We start from the raw sequence: 16,827 nt of genomic DNA, 5'->3' as shown, positions 1-16,827 counted from the left end.
AGGTCATGACGTGCTGCCTACCGAGAATCGGCTGAGGCGGCGCGAGGACTTCGCAACCGCGGTACGTCGAGGACGCCGGGCCGGTCGTCCGCTCCTCGTCGTCCACCTACGCAGCGGTGCCACGGACCCGCACGTGCCTGGGGAGATCGCTCCCCCGCCACGTGCGGGTTTCGTCGTGAGCAAGGCCGTCGGCGGAGCCGTCGTCCGCAACCAGGTGAAGCGGCGACTGCGGCACCTCGTGCGCGATCGGCTGTCCGAGCTGCCCCCCGGTAGCCTGGTGGTCGTACGGGCGTTGCCCGGAGCCGGTGACGCCGACCACGCCCACCTGGCCCGCGACCTGGACGCCGCCCTCCAGCGGCTGCTGGGAGGGGGTACGCGATGAAGTACCCGTTCCTCGCCCTCATCAAGCTGTACCAGTGGACGATCAGCCCCCTCCTGGGGCCCGTCTGCCGGTACTACCCGTCGTGTTCCCACTACGGATTCACGGCCATAGACCGGCATGGCGCGATCAAGGGCATCGCCCTGACCGCCTGGCGCATCCTGCGGTGCAACCCGTGGTCGCCCGGGGGTGTGGACCACGTCCCCCCGCGCAGGCGTCCTCGGTGGCACGAGATGCTCAGGAACGCGCTGCGTGGCGACAAGGGCGGGATCTCCGCCGAGACGAGCCCGGCCGCAGAGACCTCGCCCAATGCTCAAGGAGCCTGATTAGTGGACACGATTGCCAGTCTGTTCAGCTTCATCACCTGGCCCGTTTCCTGGGTCATCGTCCAGTTCCACAAGCTGTACGGGGCCATCTTCGGACCCGACACGGGCTGGGCCTGGGGCCTGTCGATCGTGTCCCTCGTGGTGCTGATCCGTATCTGCCTGATCCCGCTCTTCGTGAAGCAGATCAAGTCGACGCGGAACATGCAGGCGCTCCAGCCGAAGATGAAGGCGATCCAGGAGCGCTACAAGAGCGACAAGCAGCGTCAGTCCGAAGAGATGATGAAGCTGTACAAGGAGACGGGCACCAACCCGCTCTCCTCGTGCCTTCCCATCCTCGCCCAGTCGCCGTTCTTCTTCGCCCTCTACCACGTGCTGTCGAACATCGCGTCGGGCAAGGTCATCGGCGTCATCGACCAGCCGCTGCTGGAGAGCGCCCGCAAGGCGCACATCTTCGGCGCCCCGCTCGCCTCGAAGTTCACCGACAGCGCCGCCGAGGTGGCCGCGCTCGACGCCTCGCTGACCTCGGTCCGCATCGTCACCGCGATCATGATCATCATGATGTCGGCCTCGCAGTTCTTCACCCAGCGCCAGCTGATGATGAAGAACGTCGACCTCTCGGTGAAGACCCCGTACATGCAGCAGCAGAAGATGCTCATGTACATCTTCCCGGTGATCTTCGCCGTCATGGGCATCAACTTCCCCGTCGGCGTCCTCGTCTACTGGCTGACCACCAACGTGTGGACCATGGGCCAGCAGATGTACGTGATCAACCAGAACCCGACGCCCGGCAGCAAGGCCCAGGACTCCTACCTCCAGCGCCTGCTCAAGAGCGTCTCGCAGCACGGTGAGGTCCGCAGCCGCAGGCACAAGGCCGTGATCAAGGCCATCGTCGCCAAGGGCTCCGACCGCAACGAGAACGAGCGCCGCTTCATCGGCGCCCTCGCCAAGGCCGGCTTCGCCGCCCAGGCCGACGGCACCGTCCTCAAGAGCGACACCGCCGCCGCCGAGGCCGAGGGAGCCGCCCCCAAGCGGCAGCAGCCCAAGCGCCAGTCCAAGGCCCAGCGTCAGTCCGGCGGCCCGCAGGCCAAGGCCGACGACGAGGGCGACGAGCCGGTGCGGGAGACCGCCGAGGAGTCCGCGGGCGAGAACGCCCAGGACACCGAGACGAAGCCCTCGCTGGAGAAGAAGCCCGAGACCCCGGCCAAGGGCTCCGGTCAGGGCGGCCGCAGCCGCGCCAGCTCCGGCGGCTCCCGCCAGCGCAAGGGCCAGCAGCGGCCCAAGCACCCCTCCTCCAAGAAGTAAGCGTCCCCCGTATCTAGAAGGAGTCCATCCGTGACGGAAGGCACCACCTCCGCCGCCGAGGGTGGCGACACCCTGACCCGCCTGGAGCAGGAGGGTGAGATCGCGGCCGACTACCTTGAGGGCCTGCTCGACATCGCCGACCTCGACGGCGACATCGACATGGACGTCGAGGCGGACCGGGCCGCGGTCTCGATCATCAGCGACTCCGCCGGCCGCGACCTGCAGAAGCTCGTGGGCCGTGACGGCGAGGTGCTGGAGGCGCTCCAGGAGCTGACCCGCCTGGCCGTGCACCGGGAGACCGGTGACCGCAGCCGGCTGATGCTCGACATCGCCGGGTTCCGCGCGAAGAAGCGCGCCGAACTGGCCCAGATCGGCGCCCAGGCGGCGGACGAGGTCAAGTCCACCGGCCAGCCGGTCAAGCTCGACCCGATGACCCCGTTCGAGCGCAAGGTCGTGCACGACGCGGTCGCCGCCGCCGGTCTGCGCAGCGAGTCCGAGGGCGAGGAGCCGCAGCGCTTCGTCGTCGTCCTCCCTGCCTGACCCCTCTCCACGCGTCGGCCCCGTCTGTTCGCAGACGGGGCCGATCTTTGTCAGCCTGATACTTGAGCCACTGGACCCCCGCCGACCGGCGCTCAGCCCGCCGGACGCGGGTCCAGCCACTCAGCCACCACAGTGCGCTCGCGCGGTACGCGTGCGGTACGGAAGGACGGTCCCCGTGACGGAGGAAGCGGAGCTCCCCGAGGCGCCCGAGCAGGCACGGAAGGTCTTCGGTGAGCACTTCCCCGAGGCCGTTCGGTACGCCGAGCTGCTCGCGGACGCCGGTGTGAAGCGCGGGCTCATCGGCCCCCGCGAGGTCCCGCGCCTGTGGGAGCGACACCTGCTGAACTGCGCCGTCCTCTCCGAGGTTGTCCCCGAGGGCGTGACGGTCTGCGACGTCGGCTCCGGCGCCGGACTGCCCGGCATCCCGCTGGCCCTGGTCCGCCCGGACCTGAAGATCACGCTCCTGGAGCCGCTGCTCCGCCGGACCAACTTCCTCCAGGAGGTCGTGGAGCTGCTCGGTCTCGACCACGTGACCGTGGTCCGGGGCCGTGCGGAGGAGATGCTCGGCAAGGTCCCGCCGGTCCATGTGGTGACCGCCCGCGCCGTCGCCCCCCTCGACCGGCTGGCCGGCTGGGGCGTCCCGCTCCTCCGCCCCTACGGCGAGATGCTCCTGCTCAAGGGCGACACCGCGCAGGAGGAGCTGGACGGGGCGCGGGCCGCGCTCTCCAAGCTCGGTGTGGTGGAGACCTCCGTGCTCCAGGTGGGCGAGGGCGTCGTCGATCCGATGTCCACCGTGGTGCGGGTCGAGGTCGGCGAGAGCCCGGGTGGCGTGCGCTTCGCGGCCAAGCGGGCCAAGGCGGCGCGGACGAGCAAGACCCGACGCCGCCGCTGACGCCGCATTCGTCCGTTTTCACGGAGTGTCGGCCGGTCCCGGAAGGGCCGCAGGGGCATCGTGTTTCACGTGAAACGTCGCTCACTGCTCCAGGGGATCATCAACCGTGGGCGCGCGGCTGCCGCCCCCCGGGACCGGAAGCCCCGCGCGAAACCACTCGCGAGGGTCATGGAGTTTTCCACAGAGGTGGATTCACCCACAGATACACCGACCTCGCTGGTTCGGGACCCCGAAAGCATGGCAGGCTCTCCCCATCGCGAGCTTGATGCCGAGGAGAGTGAATCCTTGCGGTCCGACGCCAACATCGCGGGACCGATGACCGATCCGGTCCCCGGTCCCCGAACCGAATCGGCGGGGGAAGATGTTTCACGTGAAACGCTGCCCCCGATGGACGACACCCCCATTGGCCGTGCTGCCCAGCTGGCCGTAGAGGCGCTGGGTCGTGCCGGGGAGGGCCTGCCCCGCCCCGAGCAGACCCGGATCATGGTGGTGGCCAACCAGAAGGGCGGCGTGGGCAAGACGACCACGACCGTCAACATCGCCGCCTCCCTGGCGCTGCACGGGGCCCGCGTCCTCGTGATCGACCTGGACCCGCAGGGCAACGCCTCCACGGCACTGGGCATCGACCACCACGCCGACGTCCCCTCGATCTACGACGTCCTCGTCGACAGCCGGCCGCTCTCCGAGGTGGTCCAGCCCGTCCTCGACGTCGAGGGGCTCTTCTGCGCTCCGGCCACGATCGACCTCGCCGGCGCGGAGATCGAGCTGGTCTCGATGGTGGCCCGCGAGAGCCGCCTCCAGCGGGCGATCCAGGCGTACGAGCAGCCGCTCGACTACGTCCTGATCGACTGCCCGCCCTCCCTCGGCCTGCTCTCGGTGAACGCCCTGGTGGCGGGTGCCGAGGTGCTCATCCCGATCCAGTGCGAGTACTACGCGCTGGAGGGCCTCGGCCAGCTCCTCAAGAACGTCGACCTGGTGCGTGGCCATCTCAACCCGACGCTGCACGTCTCGACGATCCTGCTGACCATGTACGACGGCCGCACGCGGCTGGCCTCGCAGGTCGCCGAGGAGGTCCGCAGCCACTTCGGGCAGGAGGTGCTCCGGACCAGCATCCCGCGGTCCGTCCGCATCTCCGAGGCGCCCAGCTACGGCCAGACCGTGATCACCTACGACCCCGGTTCCAGCGGAGCCCTGTCGTACATCGAGGCGGCGCGCGAGATCGCGTTCCGGGGCGTCGCCGTCCATTACGAGCCCTACCAGCACGGCCGCGTGGGGCACCAGAACAACCAGCGCATGGCGGAGGAAATGCAGTGAGCGACCGACGTAGGGGACTGGGGCCGCGGGGGCTCGGCGCGCTGTTCGCCGGCCCCCAGGACCAGCAGGGGCCTGCGGGCGGCACCGTCTCCACCCTGCCCGGCGGAGGAGCCGCCCGGCTCTTCCCCCAGGCGGCGGCCCCGGCCGGGCCCGAGGCCCTGGTCGAGACCCCGGCCGAGCCGGGTTCGGAGCCCGAGCCCGCGACGGTGGCCGGTGCCTATTTCACGGAGCTGCCGATCGGCTCCATCACGCCCAACAAGCAGCAGCCGCGTGAGATCTTCGACGAGGACGCCCTCGCCGAGCTGATCGCCTCCGTCAAGGAGGTCGGCCTGCTCCAGCCCGTCGTCGTGCGGAAGACCGGCGACGAGCGGTACGAGCTGATCATGGGCGAGCGGCGGTTCCGCGCTTGCACCGCGGCCGGACTGGAGCGGATCCCCGCGATCGTTCGGGCCACCGAGGACGAGCGGATGCTCCTGGACGCGCTCCTGGAGAACCTGCACCGCGCCCAGCTGAACGCGATCGAGGAGGCGCATGCCTACGAGCAGCTCCTCAAGGACTTCGGCTGCACGCAGGACCAGCTCGCCGACCGGGTCGGCCGGTCCCGCCCGCAGATCTCCAACACGCTGCGCCTGCTGCGGCTCTCCGGCCCGGTCCAGATGAAGGTGGCCTCCGGCGTCCTCTCGGCCGGTCACGCCCGGGCCCTGCTCGGCGTGGACGACACCGAGGCGCAGGACCACCTGGCCCAGCGGATCGTGAAGGAGGGCCTCTCCGTCCGCTCGGTCGAGGAGATCGTGCGGGTCATGGCCTCCGAGCAGCCCACCGTCGTGAAGCCGAAGACGCCCCGGGCCGGTGCCCGGGTCTCGCCGGTCTTCTCGCACCTCGCCCACCGCCTCTCGGACCGCTTCGAGACCCGGGTGAAGGTCGACCTGGGGAAGCAGAAGGGCAAGATCGTCGTCGAGTTCGCCTCGGTGGAGGACCTCGACCGGATCCTGACGACGCTGGCCCCCGGTGAGGACACGGTCATGGAGCGGCTCAAGGCCGATCAGGAGGACGGGGCGGAGTAGCCCCTCCCGCGCCGTCGGCGCACAGGACAGAGAGGGCGGGTCGCGTTCCGGTCGTCACCGGGACGTGGCCCGCCCTTTTCCTGAGTGCGGTGTCGTCCCGATGCCCCGATCGCTACGATTTCGAGAGCCGTATCCGTGCTCGACGGCCGTTCTGCGGCCGGGGAAGCGAGGGGCAGCCGTGGGGCGTCGGCTCGTACCGCTCACACTCGACAATCTCGCGGACCTGCCGAACCGCTGCCGCTCCTGTGTGTTCTGGGAACTCGATCCGGTGAGCGGAGAGGCCGCCGTGAAGGCGGACCGCCCGGCGGCCGAGAAGGAGGCGTGGATCTCCGCCGTTCTGCTGGAGTGGGGCTCCTGCGGCCGGATCGTCTATGTGGACGAGGTGCCGGCCGGCTACGTGCTCTACGCTCCCCCGGCCTATGTGCCGCGGTCGACGGCCTTTCCCACCAGTCCCGTGGCGGCCGATGCCGTCCAGCTGATGACGGCCTGGATCATGCCCGAGTACCGGGGGCAGGGGCTGGGCCGGGTGCTGGTGCAGACGGTCGCGAAGGACGTGCTGCGCCGGGGCTTCAAGGCCATCGAGGCGTTCGGTGACGCCCGCTGGAAGGAGTCGGCCTGTGTGCTCCCGGCCGACCACCTGCTGGCGGTGGGCTTCAAGACGGTCCGGCCCCATCCCGCCTACCCCCGGCTGCGGCTGGAGCTGCGGACGACGCTCTCCTGGAAGGAGGATGTCGAGATGGCGCTGGACCGGCTGCTCGGCGCGGTCCAGAAGGAGCCGGCGCTCCGCCCCCTGTGACTCCGGGAACCTTCCGGGACCTCCGGGAACGGAGAACGGCCCGCCCCGGGAAGGGGCGGGCCGTTTCACGTGAAACGGGAGGACGTCACTTGGCGGCGACGAAGGGCTCCAGGTCACGGAGGATAGCGGCCTTCGGCTTGGCGCCGACGATCGTCTTCACGACCTCGCCGTTCTGGTACACGTTCAGCGTCGGGATGGACATGACGCCGTACTTGGCGGCCGTGGCCGGGTTCTCGTCGATGTTGAGCTTCACGATCTCGATCTCGCCGTGCTCGGCGGCGATGGCCTCCAGCGACGGGGCGATCTGGCGGCACGGACCGCACCAGGCGGCCCAGAAGTCCACCAGCACGGGCTTGTCGCTCTGGAGGACGTCCTCGTTGAAGGAAGCGTCGGTCACGTTCTTCAGGGCGCCGGCCACGGCGGCCTCCTCTTGCTCTTCGTGGGGTGTGGGTGGGGGAGTTCGGGGTCAGACCGCGACGGTCTCGGCCTGCTTCTCGCTGTCGGCGAGGGCGGCCAGGAAGCGCTCGGCGTCGAGGGCGGCGGAGCAGCCGGTGCCGGCGGCGGTGATCGCCTGGCGGTAGGTGTGGTCCACCACGTCGCCGGCGGCGAAGACGCCCGTCAGGTTGGTGCGGGTGGAGGGGGCGGCGACCTTGAGGTAGCCCTCCTCGTCCAGGTCCAGCTGGCCCTTGAACAGCTCGGTGCGCGGGTCGTGGCCCACGGCGATGAAGAGGCCGGTAACGGGCAGCTCGCGGGTCTCGCCCGTCTTGGTGTCGCGCAGGAGCACGCCGCTGAGCTTCTGGTCGCCGCGGATCTCGGTCACCTCGCTGTCCCAGGCGAAGGTGATCTTCGGGTCGGCGAAGGCGCGCTCCTGCATCGCCTTGGAGGCGCGCAGGGTGTCACGGCGGTGGACGATCGTCACCGACTTGGCGAAGCGCGAGAGGAAGGTGGCCTCCTCGATCGCGGTGTCGCCGCCGCCGACCACGGCGATGTCCTGGTCCTTGAAGAAGAAGCCGTCGCAGGTGGCGCACCAGGAGACACCGCGGCCGGAGAGAGTGTCCTCGTTCGGCAGGCCCAGCTTGCGGTGCTGCGAGCCGGTGGTGACGATGACGGCCTTGGCGCGGTGGACGTTGCCGGCGCCGTCGGTGACGGTCTTGATGTCACCGCTGAGGTCCACGGCGACGACGTCCTCCGGGACCAGCTCGGCACCGAAGCGCTCGGCCTGGGCCCGCATGTTGTCCATCAGGTCCGGGCCCATGATGCCGTCACGGAAACCGGGGAAGTTCTCGACCTCGGTGGTGTTCATCAGGGCGCCGCCGGAGGTGACGGAGCCTTCGAAGACCAGCGGGTTCAGCGACGCGCGGGCCGTGTAGAGCGCGGCGGTGTATCCCGCGGGCCCGGAGCCGATGATGATCACGTTACGGACGTCGCTCACGGGTTTCTTCCTCGTCTCTGCAGACTGCCTACTGCCTACGGGGCGGTGTCTCGGTCACTCTCACCCCACCCAACGGATCCTAAGGGGGATGCATTCCCGAGCGTGCCGCGTGGCGCGTGCGTGAGACGGGCGATGAGACGGAGAACGGGCCGCGAGGGCCTCAGGGCCGGGGGTACGAGGTGGTGAGCAACAGCTCCCCCGGGGTGTTTCCGGCCCCGGTGTCGGCACAGGAGGAGGCGACGACGTACGCCTGGACGCGGTCGGCGGCGGTCCGGTCGGGGAGCACCAGGAGGTAGGCGGGGGCGCCCCGGTACTCGCCGCGTTCGGCGGCGAGGGCCCCGTCGGTGCGGCCGGTGCCCGCGAGGACGCAGGAGGGGACGGCGGCGGCCTCGCGGTGGCGCCGGGTGGTGCCGGGGGTGTCGCCGCCCTCGGCGGCGAGGGAGCGGGGCTGCTCCGTCTTCGGGACCGGTGCGTTCTCCTCCGCGAGGAGCGCGTGGACCCGGTCCTCCACCGGAGAGCCGGAGAAGGATTCGTTCCGCGGCGCGCTCGCGGCGGCCCTGGTGCTGTCGGCGGTGGAGGCGTCGTTCTGGCCGAGTGCGTGGAGGCCGAACGATCCGGCGAGGGCGACCACGGTGGCGGCGAGCCCGGAGAGCAGGGCGATCCGGTTCCGGCGGCGGGCGCGGTCCCGTCCGGGGCCGGCCGTGGCGGCCGGACGGCCCGCCGGGCGGTCGGTGGCGGGGCGGGCGGAGGAGCGCGGTGTTTCACGTGAAACGGTGCGGCTCGGAGTCGTACCGCTGGGAGGGGTGTCGGCGGGGGACGCGGCGCGGGGGACGGCGGGTGCGGGTCCGGCGGTGGTTTCACGTGGAACGGGGCGGGCGGCGTCCGGGGCGGTGGCGTCGAGGAGGGCCTCGGCGGCGAGGGCGGCGTCGATCCGGCCCGCGATGTCGGAGGGCATGCGCGGGGGGCCGGGGAGGGTGCCCAGGAGCCCCCGGATCTCCTCCAGGGAGGTGCGTACGTCGGCACAGAGGAGGCAGCCGTCGAGGTGGCGGCGCACGGTGACGGAGCGGCTCGGGGGGAGCAGTCCCTCGGTCAGGTCGGAGATCTCCGAGACGTCCGGGTGCTGTACGGCGTCGGTCTTGCCGGTCGTGGTCACGCGCGCCCACCTCCGCCCTTCACAGCAGTTGGATCGGTCGGTCCGGGGTCCGCCGGTTCCGACACCGGTGGGACGGATGCCCCCGGCGTCCGGTTCCTTCCCCCGTCGGAGGGGTCGCTACCCACGGTGTCGGCGCGCAGATGAGTGAGGAGCGGGAGCAGTCGGGCCCGGCCGCGTGCGCAGCGGCTCTTGACGGTGCCTGCGGGGACGCCGAGGACGAGGGCGGCCTCCGCGACCGGGTAGCCCTGCATGTCGACGAGGACGAGGGCGGCGCGCTGTTCGGGGGCGAGGGTGGCGAGGGCGGCGAGCAGTTGCCGGTGGAGGTCCTGGCGTTCGGCGGGGGCCTCGGCGGACTCGTGCGGTTCGAGGAGCTGTTCGAAGCGGTCGGTGTCGTCGACGGGCGAGGAGCGCCGGACGGCGCTCTTGCGGAGGCGGTCCAGGCAGGCGTTCACGGTGATGCGGTGGAGCCACGTCGTGACGGCCGAGCGGCCCTGGAAGGTGTGGGCGGCCCGGAAGGCCGACAGGAGGGCGTCCTGGACGGCGTCCGCGGCCTCCTCGCGGTCGCCCAGGGTGCGCAGCGCCACCGCCCACAATCGGTCGCGGTGGCGCCGCACGAGCTCACCGAAGGCGTCCGGGTCCCCGGCGACGTGACGGGCCAGGAGGTCCTGGTCGCTCGCGGTTGCTGTCGGACGGTCCAACGGTGAAAGCCCCTCCCCTGCGGCCGTCAGCCCATGATCTTGACTTCGGCCAGTTGGCCGCGGAACTGGCCCTGGTTCATGGGCAGCTTCGTCATCCAGACCAGAACGTAGCGGGTGGTGACCGGCTTGGGCAGGGCCAGTTTCAGGTCGGTGCCGCCGCCGGACGCCTGGGTGGTGAACCCGGAGGCCGTGGAGGGCGCCGACGAGGCGTCCGCCGGGGCGGTCCGCACCTGGACGTCGGTGCTCCCGTTGAACAGCAGGTCGACCGAGCGGATCTCCTGGGCCGTGCCCAGGTCCAGGACGATGCCCACGCCGGACTTCAGGTTGCCGAACTTCGCGGTGGTGTAGTTCAGGGTGTGCCAGAAGGTGCTCGGGTCGCCGTCGTAGGCGTTCTTTATGGCCGCTCCGTTCTCCTCGCCGTTCCCGTCGGGGAAGGGGTCGAAGTCCGAGGCGGACGCGATCGCGAGCGGCTTCGGCGGTTCGGGCTTCTCGTCGGCCGTCGGCTGGACCACCGGCGTCTCGGGCGGGGGGTCCTTGGGGAGGAGCCGGTCCGCGATCTGCCAGCTGGCGAGGCCGAGGGCGGCGATGAGGAGGGCCGAGACGGCCCACTTCAGCGCGCGGCCGGTGCGGCTCTCCAGCGGGGCCGGCGGCACCGGGACGGGCGGGGCGACCGGAGGCCGCGGCTGCGGACGCCCGTACGTGCCCTGCTGGTACGTGGTGCGCTGGTACTCGGCGGGGGCGGGGAACTCCGGCTCCGGCGGCTTGACGCGGGGCATCGCGGCCACGGCCTTGGCGAGTTCGTCCGGGGTGGTGCAGGGCGGCTCCTGGCGCGAGGCGGTGGCCCCGTCGTTGGCGAGGGCGCGCATGGCGATCTCGGAGAGACCCCGGTGGACGCCGGCGCGGACCTGGTCGGGCGGGAGCAGGCCGACGCCCTTGGGGAGCCCGGTGAGGCCGTAGGCGTCGCTCTCGTACGGCCAGCGCTGGGTGAGCGCCGCGTAGAGGAGGGCGCCGATCGCCTCGGTGTCGGCGCGCTGCGGGCGGTCGGCGGTGATGCCGCGCAGGGCGGCGTTCACGGCGAGGCCGCGGATCCGGTACTGGCCGGTGGAGCTGCGCAGGACGGCGCTCGGGGTGAGCCGCAGGTGGGCCAGTCCCTCGCGGTGGGCGGCGGTCATCGCCTGGGAGACCTGGGAGACGAGCTGGTAGGCGTCGTGGGCGGCCAGCGGGCCGTCCGCGAGGAGCACGGTCAGCTCGGTGGCGTCGGGCAGCCACTCGTGGACGACGTAGACGAGGTCGTTCTCCTCGACCGCGTCGAGGACCTGGACGAACCGGGGGTCGCCGAGCAGGGCCGCCGAGCGGGCGGCGGCCAGGACGGAGCGGGCGCGCGGGTGGTCGGCCGGCAGGAGGTGCACGCCGACGGCTCTGCGGAGCTTCTCGTCGACGGCCCGCCAGCTGCTGAAGCCGTCCAGGCGGGTGACGCACTCCTCCAGCCGGTAGCGCCGTGCCAGTTTGTGGCCGCTGTGCAGCTCGGGTGCCGTGATGGAGGGCTGTTCGCCGTTCTTGCGCTCGACCGCCTTCTGCTCGGGGGCCCCGGTGGGCTCCTCTGCCGTCTTCCGTTCTTCCGCCACCCCGTCGGTCGCGGCCGTGTCCGCCTGCGCGGTCAGCGGGTCGTCACCGCTGTTGTCGGCCACGTCGACGGCGGCCGTGCTACGTTCCGCCACCGTCGTTCCTGCCTCCCCATCCGTTGCGCCACATCCAACAGCCAAGCCAATTGTGCCCACAGTCGGACGCTATGCACGACACACGGTGTCCCCCGATGGTTGTCCGGAACCCCCGGTTCAGCGTCCGAGACGGCCCCGGACCATGCCGACGAGGGTGTTCAGCTCCGCGATCCGCATGCGCCGGGCGGCGACGAAGAAGACTCCGAGGAGCACCGCTCCGCCGACGACGATCGCGGCCAGCGAGCCGAGGGCGCTCTCCCCGAGCAGCTTCAGCAGGCCGAAGCCGACCGCGCCGGCCAGGACGGCGGCGGGCAGGGAGGCCATGCAGAGGCGGGCGTAGGTGCGGAGCACCTGGGAGCCGTCCAGGTCGCCGCCGAGGCGGTTGCGCAGCCGGCGCCAGGCGACGCCGACGCCGACGGCGTACGCGAGGCCGTAGGAGGCGGCCATGCCGACCACGGCCCACTGGGCGGGCAGGATCACGTAGCAGAGCGCGGAGGCCGCCGCGTTGACGGCGGCGACGATGACCGTGTTGTAGAAGGGCGTCCGGGTGTCCTCGTAGGCGTAGAAGCCGCGGAGGACGACGTACTGCACGGAGTAGGGGATCAGGCCGAGGCCGAAGGCCATCAGGATGAAGCCCATGCCCTGGGCGGCCTCGACGCCGCTGGAGGCGTACAGCAGGGTGCACATCGGGACGCCGAGGGCCAGGAAGGCGAAGGCGACCGGGACGATGGCGACGGCGGAGTTCCGCAGGCCCTGGGAGATGTCGTCGCGGACGGCGCCCGGGTCGTCGTCGCTGGCGGCGCGGGAGATGCGGGGCAGCAGGGCGGCCATGACGGAGACGGTGATGATGGCCTGCGGCATGCCCCAGATCAGCTGGGCGTTGGAGTAGGCCAGGAAGCCGGCGCCGTTCTTGCCGGACTCCTCGCCGGCGGCGGTGGCGAGCTGGGTGACGACCAGGACGCCCGCCTGGTTGGCGAGGACGAAGAGGACGGTCCACTTGGCGAGCTTGACCGTCTTGCCGAGGCCGTGGCCCTTCCAGTCGAAGCGGGGCCGGAAGCGGAAGCCCGTCTCGCGCAGGTACGGGATCATCGCCAGCGCCTGGACGACGAGGCCGAGCAGGGTGCCCATGCCGAGGAGGCGGATGCCCTCGTCGGGGATGGTCGTCACGCCCATGTGGGACTCGGCGGAGGTGCCGTAGACCCAGATGAAGAGGCCGAAGGTGACGATCATGACGATGTTGTTGAGGACCGGGGTCCACATCATCGCGCCGAACTTGCCGCGGGCGTTGAGGATCTGGCCCATCACCACGTGCACGCCCATGAAGAAGATCGTGGGCAGGCAGTAGCGGGCGAAGGTGACGGCGACGCTGTTGGCCGCGGCGTCGTCGGCGATGGTGTTCGACATCAGCCGGATCAGGATCGGCGCGGCGAAGACGGCGGCGATCACGATCAGGCCGAGCGCCACCATGACGAGGGTGAGCAGGCGGTTGGCGTACGCCTCGCCGCCGTCCTCGTCGTTCTTCATCGAGCGGACCAGCTGCGGCACGAAGACCGAGTTGAGGCCGCCGCCGACGGTGAGGATGTAGATCATCGTCGGCAGGGTGTACGCGACGGTGAAGGTGTCGCCGAGCAGTGCGGCGCCGAGGGCGCCGGTGATGACGAGGGACCGGACGAAGCCGGTGAGCCGGGAGACCAGGGTGCCGGCGGCCATCACGGCGCTCGACTTGAGCAGCCCGGAGGCGCGGCCGCCCTTCTTCTGCGCGGGGGCGGGCAGCGGGTCGGGCTCGGCGGTCGGGGCGGGCACCTGGCCCTGGCCCTGCTGGTCCCGGTAGAGGTGGGCGAAGGCGTCCGGCTCGGGCTGCTCCTCCTCGCTCGCCCGGGTCACCAGGTCGTCGACGCCGGTGAACTGGACGGTGCGGGCGTCGTCGCCGTACGGGAGGTGGCGGGACGGGCCGTCGGGCTCGGGCGCCGGGGTCTGGGCCCACACCCGGGGGTCCGGGGCGTGCGCGGGCGCGGACGGCTGCTGGTAGAGCGGCTGCGGCTCCTGGTAGGTGCCCGGCGGGGGCGGAGGGTGCGCGGCGCGGTCGTAGAGCGCCTCGCCGACCGGGTCCTGCGCGGACAGGTCCTGGGCCCGGTAGGGGTCCTGGGCGAAGGCGTCCTGCACGTAGGGGTCCTGGCCGTACGGGTGCTCGGCGGCGGGCGCGGGGGCCTGCGGCGGCTGCGGGGCGTACGGGCGGGGCGCGTACGGCTGCTGCTGTCCGCCGTACCCGTACGGGGGGAACGGGGCCTGCTGCGGGTTCCCGGGCTGCGGCGGGTACGGAGCCTGCGGGCTTCCGGGCTGCTGCGGGTTCCCGGCCTGCGGGAAGTGCTGTCCCGTCTGCGGGAAGTGCTGTCCGGGCCGCCCCTGCGGATGGGCGGGCCGCCCCTGCGGATGGGCGGGCCGCCCCTGCGGGTCCTGGCCGCCCTGCGGGGGCTGCGCGACCGGCGGGACCGGCGGGCCGTCGGGGCCGGAGGCTCCCGGGGGCGTGCCGCCGGACGGTGCGGCGCCGCCCGCACCCTGGCCGCGCTCAGCGTCGTATGGCGCGTTCATGGTTACCCCACCTCATCGTCCCCGGCCGACCGGCCACGACATCGCTCAACGGTCCACTTTCTCACCCGTGCCCGACGGGTCGCCGCTTTCGGAGCCGGTGTCCGCGTCGGGGTCACTCGGCTGCCCGGCGTCGTCCGCCGTGTCGCCCCCGGCCTCGCGGCCCGTGGCGGGGGTCCCGTCACCGGCCGGGGAACGGTCCTCCGGGGCGTCGCCCGTCTGCTCGTCCGGCTCCGGGAGGGATTCCGCTTCCGGCCCCGTCTTCTCGGCGAGGGGCTCGGTCCCGGCCTCGGCCACGGTCTCCGAGTCCGGATCCGAGTCCGACTCGGATCCGGACTCGGCCGTGGGGACGTTCTCGGGCTCGTCGTCGGTCCCGGGCTCCGTCTCGGCCTCGGTCTCGGCGTCCGTCTCCGTCTCCGCCTCCGCGGCGGCGCGGGCGGCGAGGCGCTTGCGCTGGGTGTACATGCGGACCCCGGCGAGGACGAGGAGCAGGACGCCGCCCGCGATGACCAGCATCACCGTCGGGGTCATCTCCGAGACCTTCACCGTGAAGGACATCGGGAGGCCGTAGGGGGTGCCGTCCGCCGTGTAGAGCTGGGCCGTCATCGAGACCTGGCCGTTGGCGTTCGCCGAGGCGGGGAACTTGACCGACTGGCTGTGCCCGGCGCGGACCTTGAGGGGCAGTTCGGCCATGGCCTCGCCGTCCACCTTCAGACGCGTCTTGTTCGCCGAGGTCAGCCGCAGGACGAGGCCGTCCACGTCCTGGAGCAGCTTGTTCTGCACCGTGACGGGGATGGTCGCGCTGCGGCCCGAGAGGGTCAGGTCGGACTTGTCGACGAGCTGGATGCTCTTGGTGAGCCGCTGGAGGACCTCTTCGACGTCGACGCGGTAGATCGCCGCCTCGCTGGTCCGGCCGCGCCAGGAGGTCGACATCTCGCGGTTGATCGCGCTGCCGACCGGCGGCACGACCCGGTCCGGCATGGTGAGGACGACCTTGAAGTCGTCCAGCTCGTCGCGGGTGGTCTTCATGTCCCGGAACGCCTGCACCGGGAGTTCGCCGTCCCGCAGCCGCTTCGGGTACTGCGCGGTGCGCGGCACCGAGGTCGACGCCTCCGGGTCGGGCTTGGCCGCCGCCGCGGTGACCAGGTCGGTCGGCTCGCTCCAGCGCTTGGCGCCGAGACCGCGTACGGCCGCCGCCATCGCCTGGGCCTGGGCCACGCTCGGCTGCCGCTGCGGGGCGACGACGATGCTGCGCTGCTCCTGGGGCTGCTCCAGGGTGACCGCGAGGGTCTGGGAGAGGAACTCCTGGACCGCGAGGGTCGTGTTCTCCGCCCGGACCATCTCGCCCTGGAAGGCGGTCGACAGCTCCGCGTCGCTCACCACCGCCGTGGTGCCGCCGCCGAGCGGCCGGGCCGCCGTCGGGGTGTAGGCCAGCTCGTCGTCGCGGATGCTGTCGCTGCGGGCGATCACCTTGCGGGCGCCGGCCGAGGTCGCGACCGCCATCACCGACGGGTCGACGGCGCCCTCGACGGGCCAGGCGAAGTCGGTGGCCGACTGGACGTGGAGGATCGTCTCGATGGTCGGCCCGGCCAGCTCGGTCGCCGACTGGAGGTTCTCCAGCGCGCCGGGCACGGCCTTGCCCCGGTGGGCGAGGGAGGCGAGGTCGGGGTCGGCGAAGGGCAGCGCCACCACCTTGTGGCCCTGCACCGCCTTCTCCAGCAGGCCGAGCCAGCGGGCGGCCAGTTTGCTGTGGGCGTCGGTGCCGGCGGTGTGCCCGGTGCCGTCCTTGATCCGGTACCCGTTGGCCATGGCGTCGACGGAGGCCAGCAGGTCGGGGTCGATCACCCAGGTGACGGGGAGGTCCTTGCCCAGGGTGACCAGCTCGTCGAGCCGGCCGCCGGGGCGCAGTTCCTCGGCCAGGTCGTCGTCCTGGAAGACGGGGCTCTGCTGGTCGTCGGAGGCGGTGTCGGCCGAGATGTGCGACGAGGAGATCAGCGGCCAGAGGTAGGTGACCTGGGTGCGCTTGGAGGTGGGCTCGGGCTGGTACGGCAGGAAGGTCCGCTCGATGCCGAGCACGTGGTCGTACCGCTGGTCGGAGGTCTGGCCGGTGAGCGAGACGCCCAGCTGGTAGACGCCGCCCTCGTCGTCGAGGCCCAGCTTGGAGACCGGTACGGAGAACTGGAAGTCCCGGCTGACGCCGGCCTCCAGGCGCGGGATCTCGATCTCGGGGCCGGATTCCAGCGGCTGCGGGTCGCTCTCCGCGCGGAAGCCCTTGCGCCGGGCGACCTCGCCGATCTCGCTGCGGCTGTCCATCCGGGGGCCGACCCGCAGGTTCACGGTCGCGTCGGTGATCGGCCGCTTGCCCCGGTTGGTGAGCGTTCCGGTGACGGTGACGGTGTCGCCCTCGACGGGGGCGCTCGGGGCGAGCGTGTCGATCGACACATCGACGGTCCGGCTCCCCGAGCCCTCGGCGGCCTCGGCGGGCGGCGCGGAGGGGCTCTGGAGCAGACCGGCGAGGAGTGGTGCCCCGACGGCGACGGTGAGCGTGCGCCGCAGCCATCGGCGGGCAGGTGAGGGGCCGGTTCCCTGGAAAGCTGCCGCCTCAGCCACGCGTTCGCCCGTCCTCG

At 71.8% G+C, this 16,827-nt stretch carries 15 protein-coding genes; 8 read left to right on the top strand and 7 right to left on the bottom strand.

Annotation, left to right across the window (positions count from 1 at the left end; all coding sequences use genetic code 11):
- The first annotated feature begins 10 nt into the window (after positions 1–10).
- The 8 genes from rnpA (at position 11) to IE219_RS26400 (ending at position 6,613) form a co-directional block, all read left to right on the top strand.
- Positions 11–382 (top strand): ribonuclease P protein component, encoded by a 372-nt coding sequence (rnpA, locus tag IE219_RS26435; protein ID WP_189981912.1) that lies wholly within the window; start codon positions 11–13, stop codon positions 380–382.
- Positions 379–705: a membrane protein insertion efficiency factor YidD gene (gene yidD / locus IE219_RS26430; protein ID WP_189981910.1), complete on the top strand. Its 327-nt coding sequence runs from the start codon at positions 379–381 to the stop codon at positions 703–705. Before rnpA ends, yidD begins: the two co-directional genes overlap by 4 nt.
- A gap of 3 nt (positions 706–708) precedes the next feature.
- Positions 709–2,007, top strand: coding sequence for a membrane protein insertase YidC (gene yidC, locus IE219_RS26425; RefSeq protein ID WP_189981909.1), 1,299 nt, complete (start codon positions 709–711; stop codon positions 2,005–2,007).
- A gap of 30 nt (positions 2,008–2,037) precedes the next feature.
- A complete protein-coding gene (locus IE219_RS26420) occupies positions 2,038–2,547 on the top strand; it encodes a Jag family protein (RefSeq protein ID WP_189981907.1) in 510 nt (169 codons plus the stop codon).
- A gap of 175 nt (positions 2,548–2,722) precedes the next feature.
- Positions 2,723–3,439: a 16S rRNA (guanine(527)-N(7))-methyltransferase RsmG gene (gene rsmG, locus IE219_RS26415; RefSeq protein ID WP_189981905.1), complete on the top strand. Its 717-nt coding sequence runs from the start codon at positions 2,723–2,725 to the stop codon at positions 3,437–3,439.
- 237 nt (positions 3,440–3,676) lie between these two features.
- Positions 3,677–4,753, top strand: coding sequence for a ParA family protein (locus tag IE219_RS26410; RefSeq protein ID WP_189981903.1), 1,077 nt, complete (start codon positions 3,677–3,679; stop codon positions 4,751–4,753).
- Complete coding sequence (locus IE219_RS26405; RefSeq protein WP_189981901.1) at positions 4,750–5,817, top strand: ParB/RepB/Spo0J family partition protein; 1,068 nt, start codon at positions 4,750–4,752, stop codon at positions 5,815–5,817. Before IE219_RS26410 ends, IE219_RS26405 begins: the two co-directional genes overlap by 4 nt.
- A gap of 178 nt (positions 5,818–5,995) precedes the next feature.
- Positions 5,996–6,613, top strand: a complete 618-nt coding sequence (locus IE219_RS26400) for a GNAT family N-acetyltransferase (protein WP_189981900.1) — start codon at positions 5,996–5,998, stop codon at positions 6,611–6,613.
- An 85-nt stretch (positions 6,614–6,698) separates the two neighbouring features.
- On the opposite strand, the gene trxA is transcribed toward IE219_RS26400, so the two are convergent.
- From trxA to IE219_RS26365, 7 genes are all read right to left on the bottom strand, one after another.
- Positions 6,699–7,031, bottom strand: a complete 333-nt coding sequence (gene trxA / locus IE219_RS26395) for a thioredoxin (protein WP_229850017.1) — start codon at positions 7,029–7,031, stop codon at positions 6,699–6,701.
- 48 nt (positions 7,032–7,079) lie between these two features.
- Complete coding sequence (trxB, locus tag IE219_RS26390; protein ID WP_189981898.1) at positions 7,080–8,045, bottom strand: thioredoxin-disulfide reductase; 966 nt, start codon at positions 8,043–8,045, stop codon at positions 7,080–7,082.
- A gap of 160 nt (positions 8,046–8,205) precedes the next feature.
- Positions 8,206–9,198 (bottom strand): RsmA family anti-sigma factor, encoded by a 993-nt coding sequence (locus IE219_RS26385; RefSeq protein WP_189981897.1) that lies wholly within the window; start codon positions 9,196–9,198, stop codon positions 8,206–8,208.
- Entirely contained in the window at positions 9,195–9,896 is a 702-nt protein-coding gene (sigM, locus tag IE219_RS26380; protein WP_189981895.1) for an RNA polymerase sigma factor SigM, read from the bottom strand. Before sigM ends, IE219_RS26385 begins: the two co-directional genes overlap by 4 nt.
- 26 nt (positions 9,897–9,922) lie before the next feature.
- A complete protein-coding gene (locus IE219_RS26375; protein WP_189981893.1) occupies positions 9,923–11,614 on the bottom strand; it encodes a protein kinase family protein in 1,692 nt (563 codons plus the stop codon).
- Between the two features lie 117 nt (positions 11,615–11,731).
- Positions 11,732–14,203 (bottom strand): murein biosynthesis integral membrane protein MurJ, encoded by a 2,472-nt coding sequence (murJ, locus tag IE219_RS26370; RefSeq protein ID WP_189981891.1) that lies wholly within the window; start codon positions 14,201–14,203, stop codon positions 11,732–11,734.
- A 45-nt stretch (positions 14,204–14,248) separates the two neighbouring features.
- Positions 14,249–16,810, bottom strand: coding sequence for a DUF6049 family protein (locus IE219_RS26365; RefSeq protein WP_189981889.1), 2,562 nt, complete (start codon positions 16,808–16,810; stop codon positions 14,249–14,251).
- Positions 16,811–16,827: the final 17 nt, after the last annotated feature.

Origin of the sequence: Streptomyces termitum, from assembly GCF_014650175.1 — a bacterium.
GTDB lineage: Bacteria > Actinomycetota > Actinomycetes > Streptomycetales > Streptomycetaceae > Streptomyces > Streptomyces termitum.
This window is presented reverse-complemented; position numbering and strand designations above follow the sequence as displayed.

Bases quoted from the DNA above. Each gene is read 5' to 3' on its own strand.
- yidD (WP_189981910.1), top strand. From the start codon at position 379: ATGAAGTACCCGTTCCTCGCCCTCATCAAGCTGTACCAGTGGACGATC.
- IE219_RS26410 (WP_189981903.1), top strand. From the start codon at position 3,677: ATGGCAGGCTCTCCCCATCGCGAGCTTGATGCCGAGGAGAGTGAATCC.
- murJ (WP_189981891.1), bottom strand. From the start codon at position 14,203: ATGAACGCGCCATACGACGCTGAGCGCGGCCAGGGTGCGGGCGGCGCC.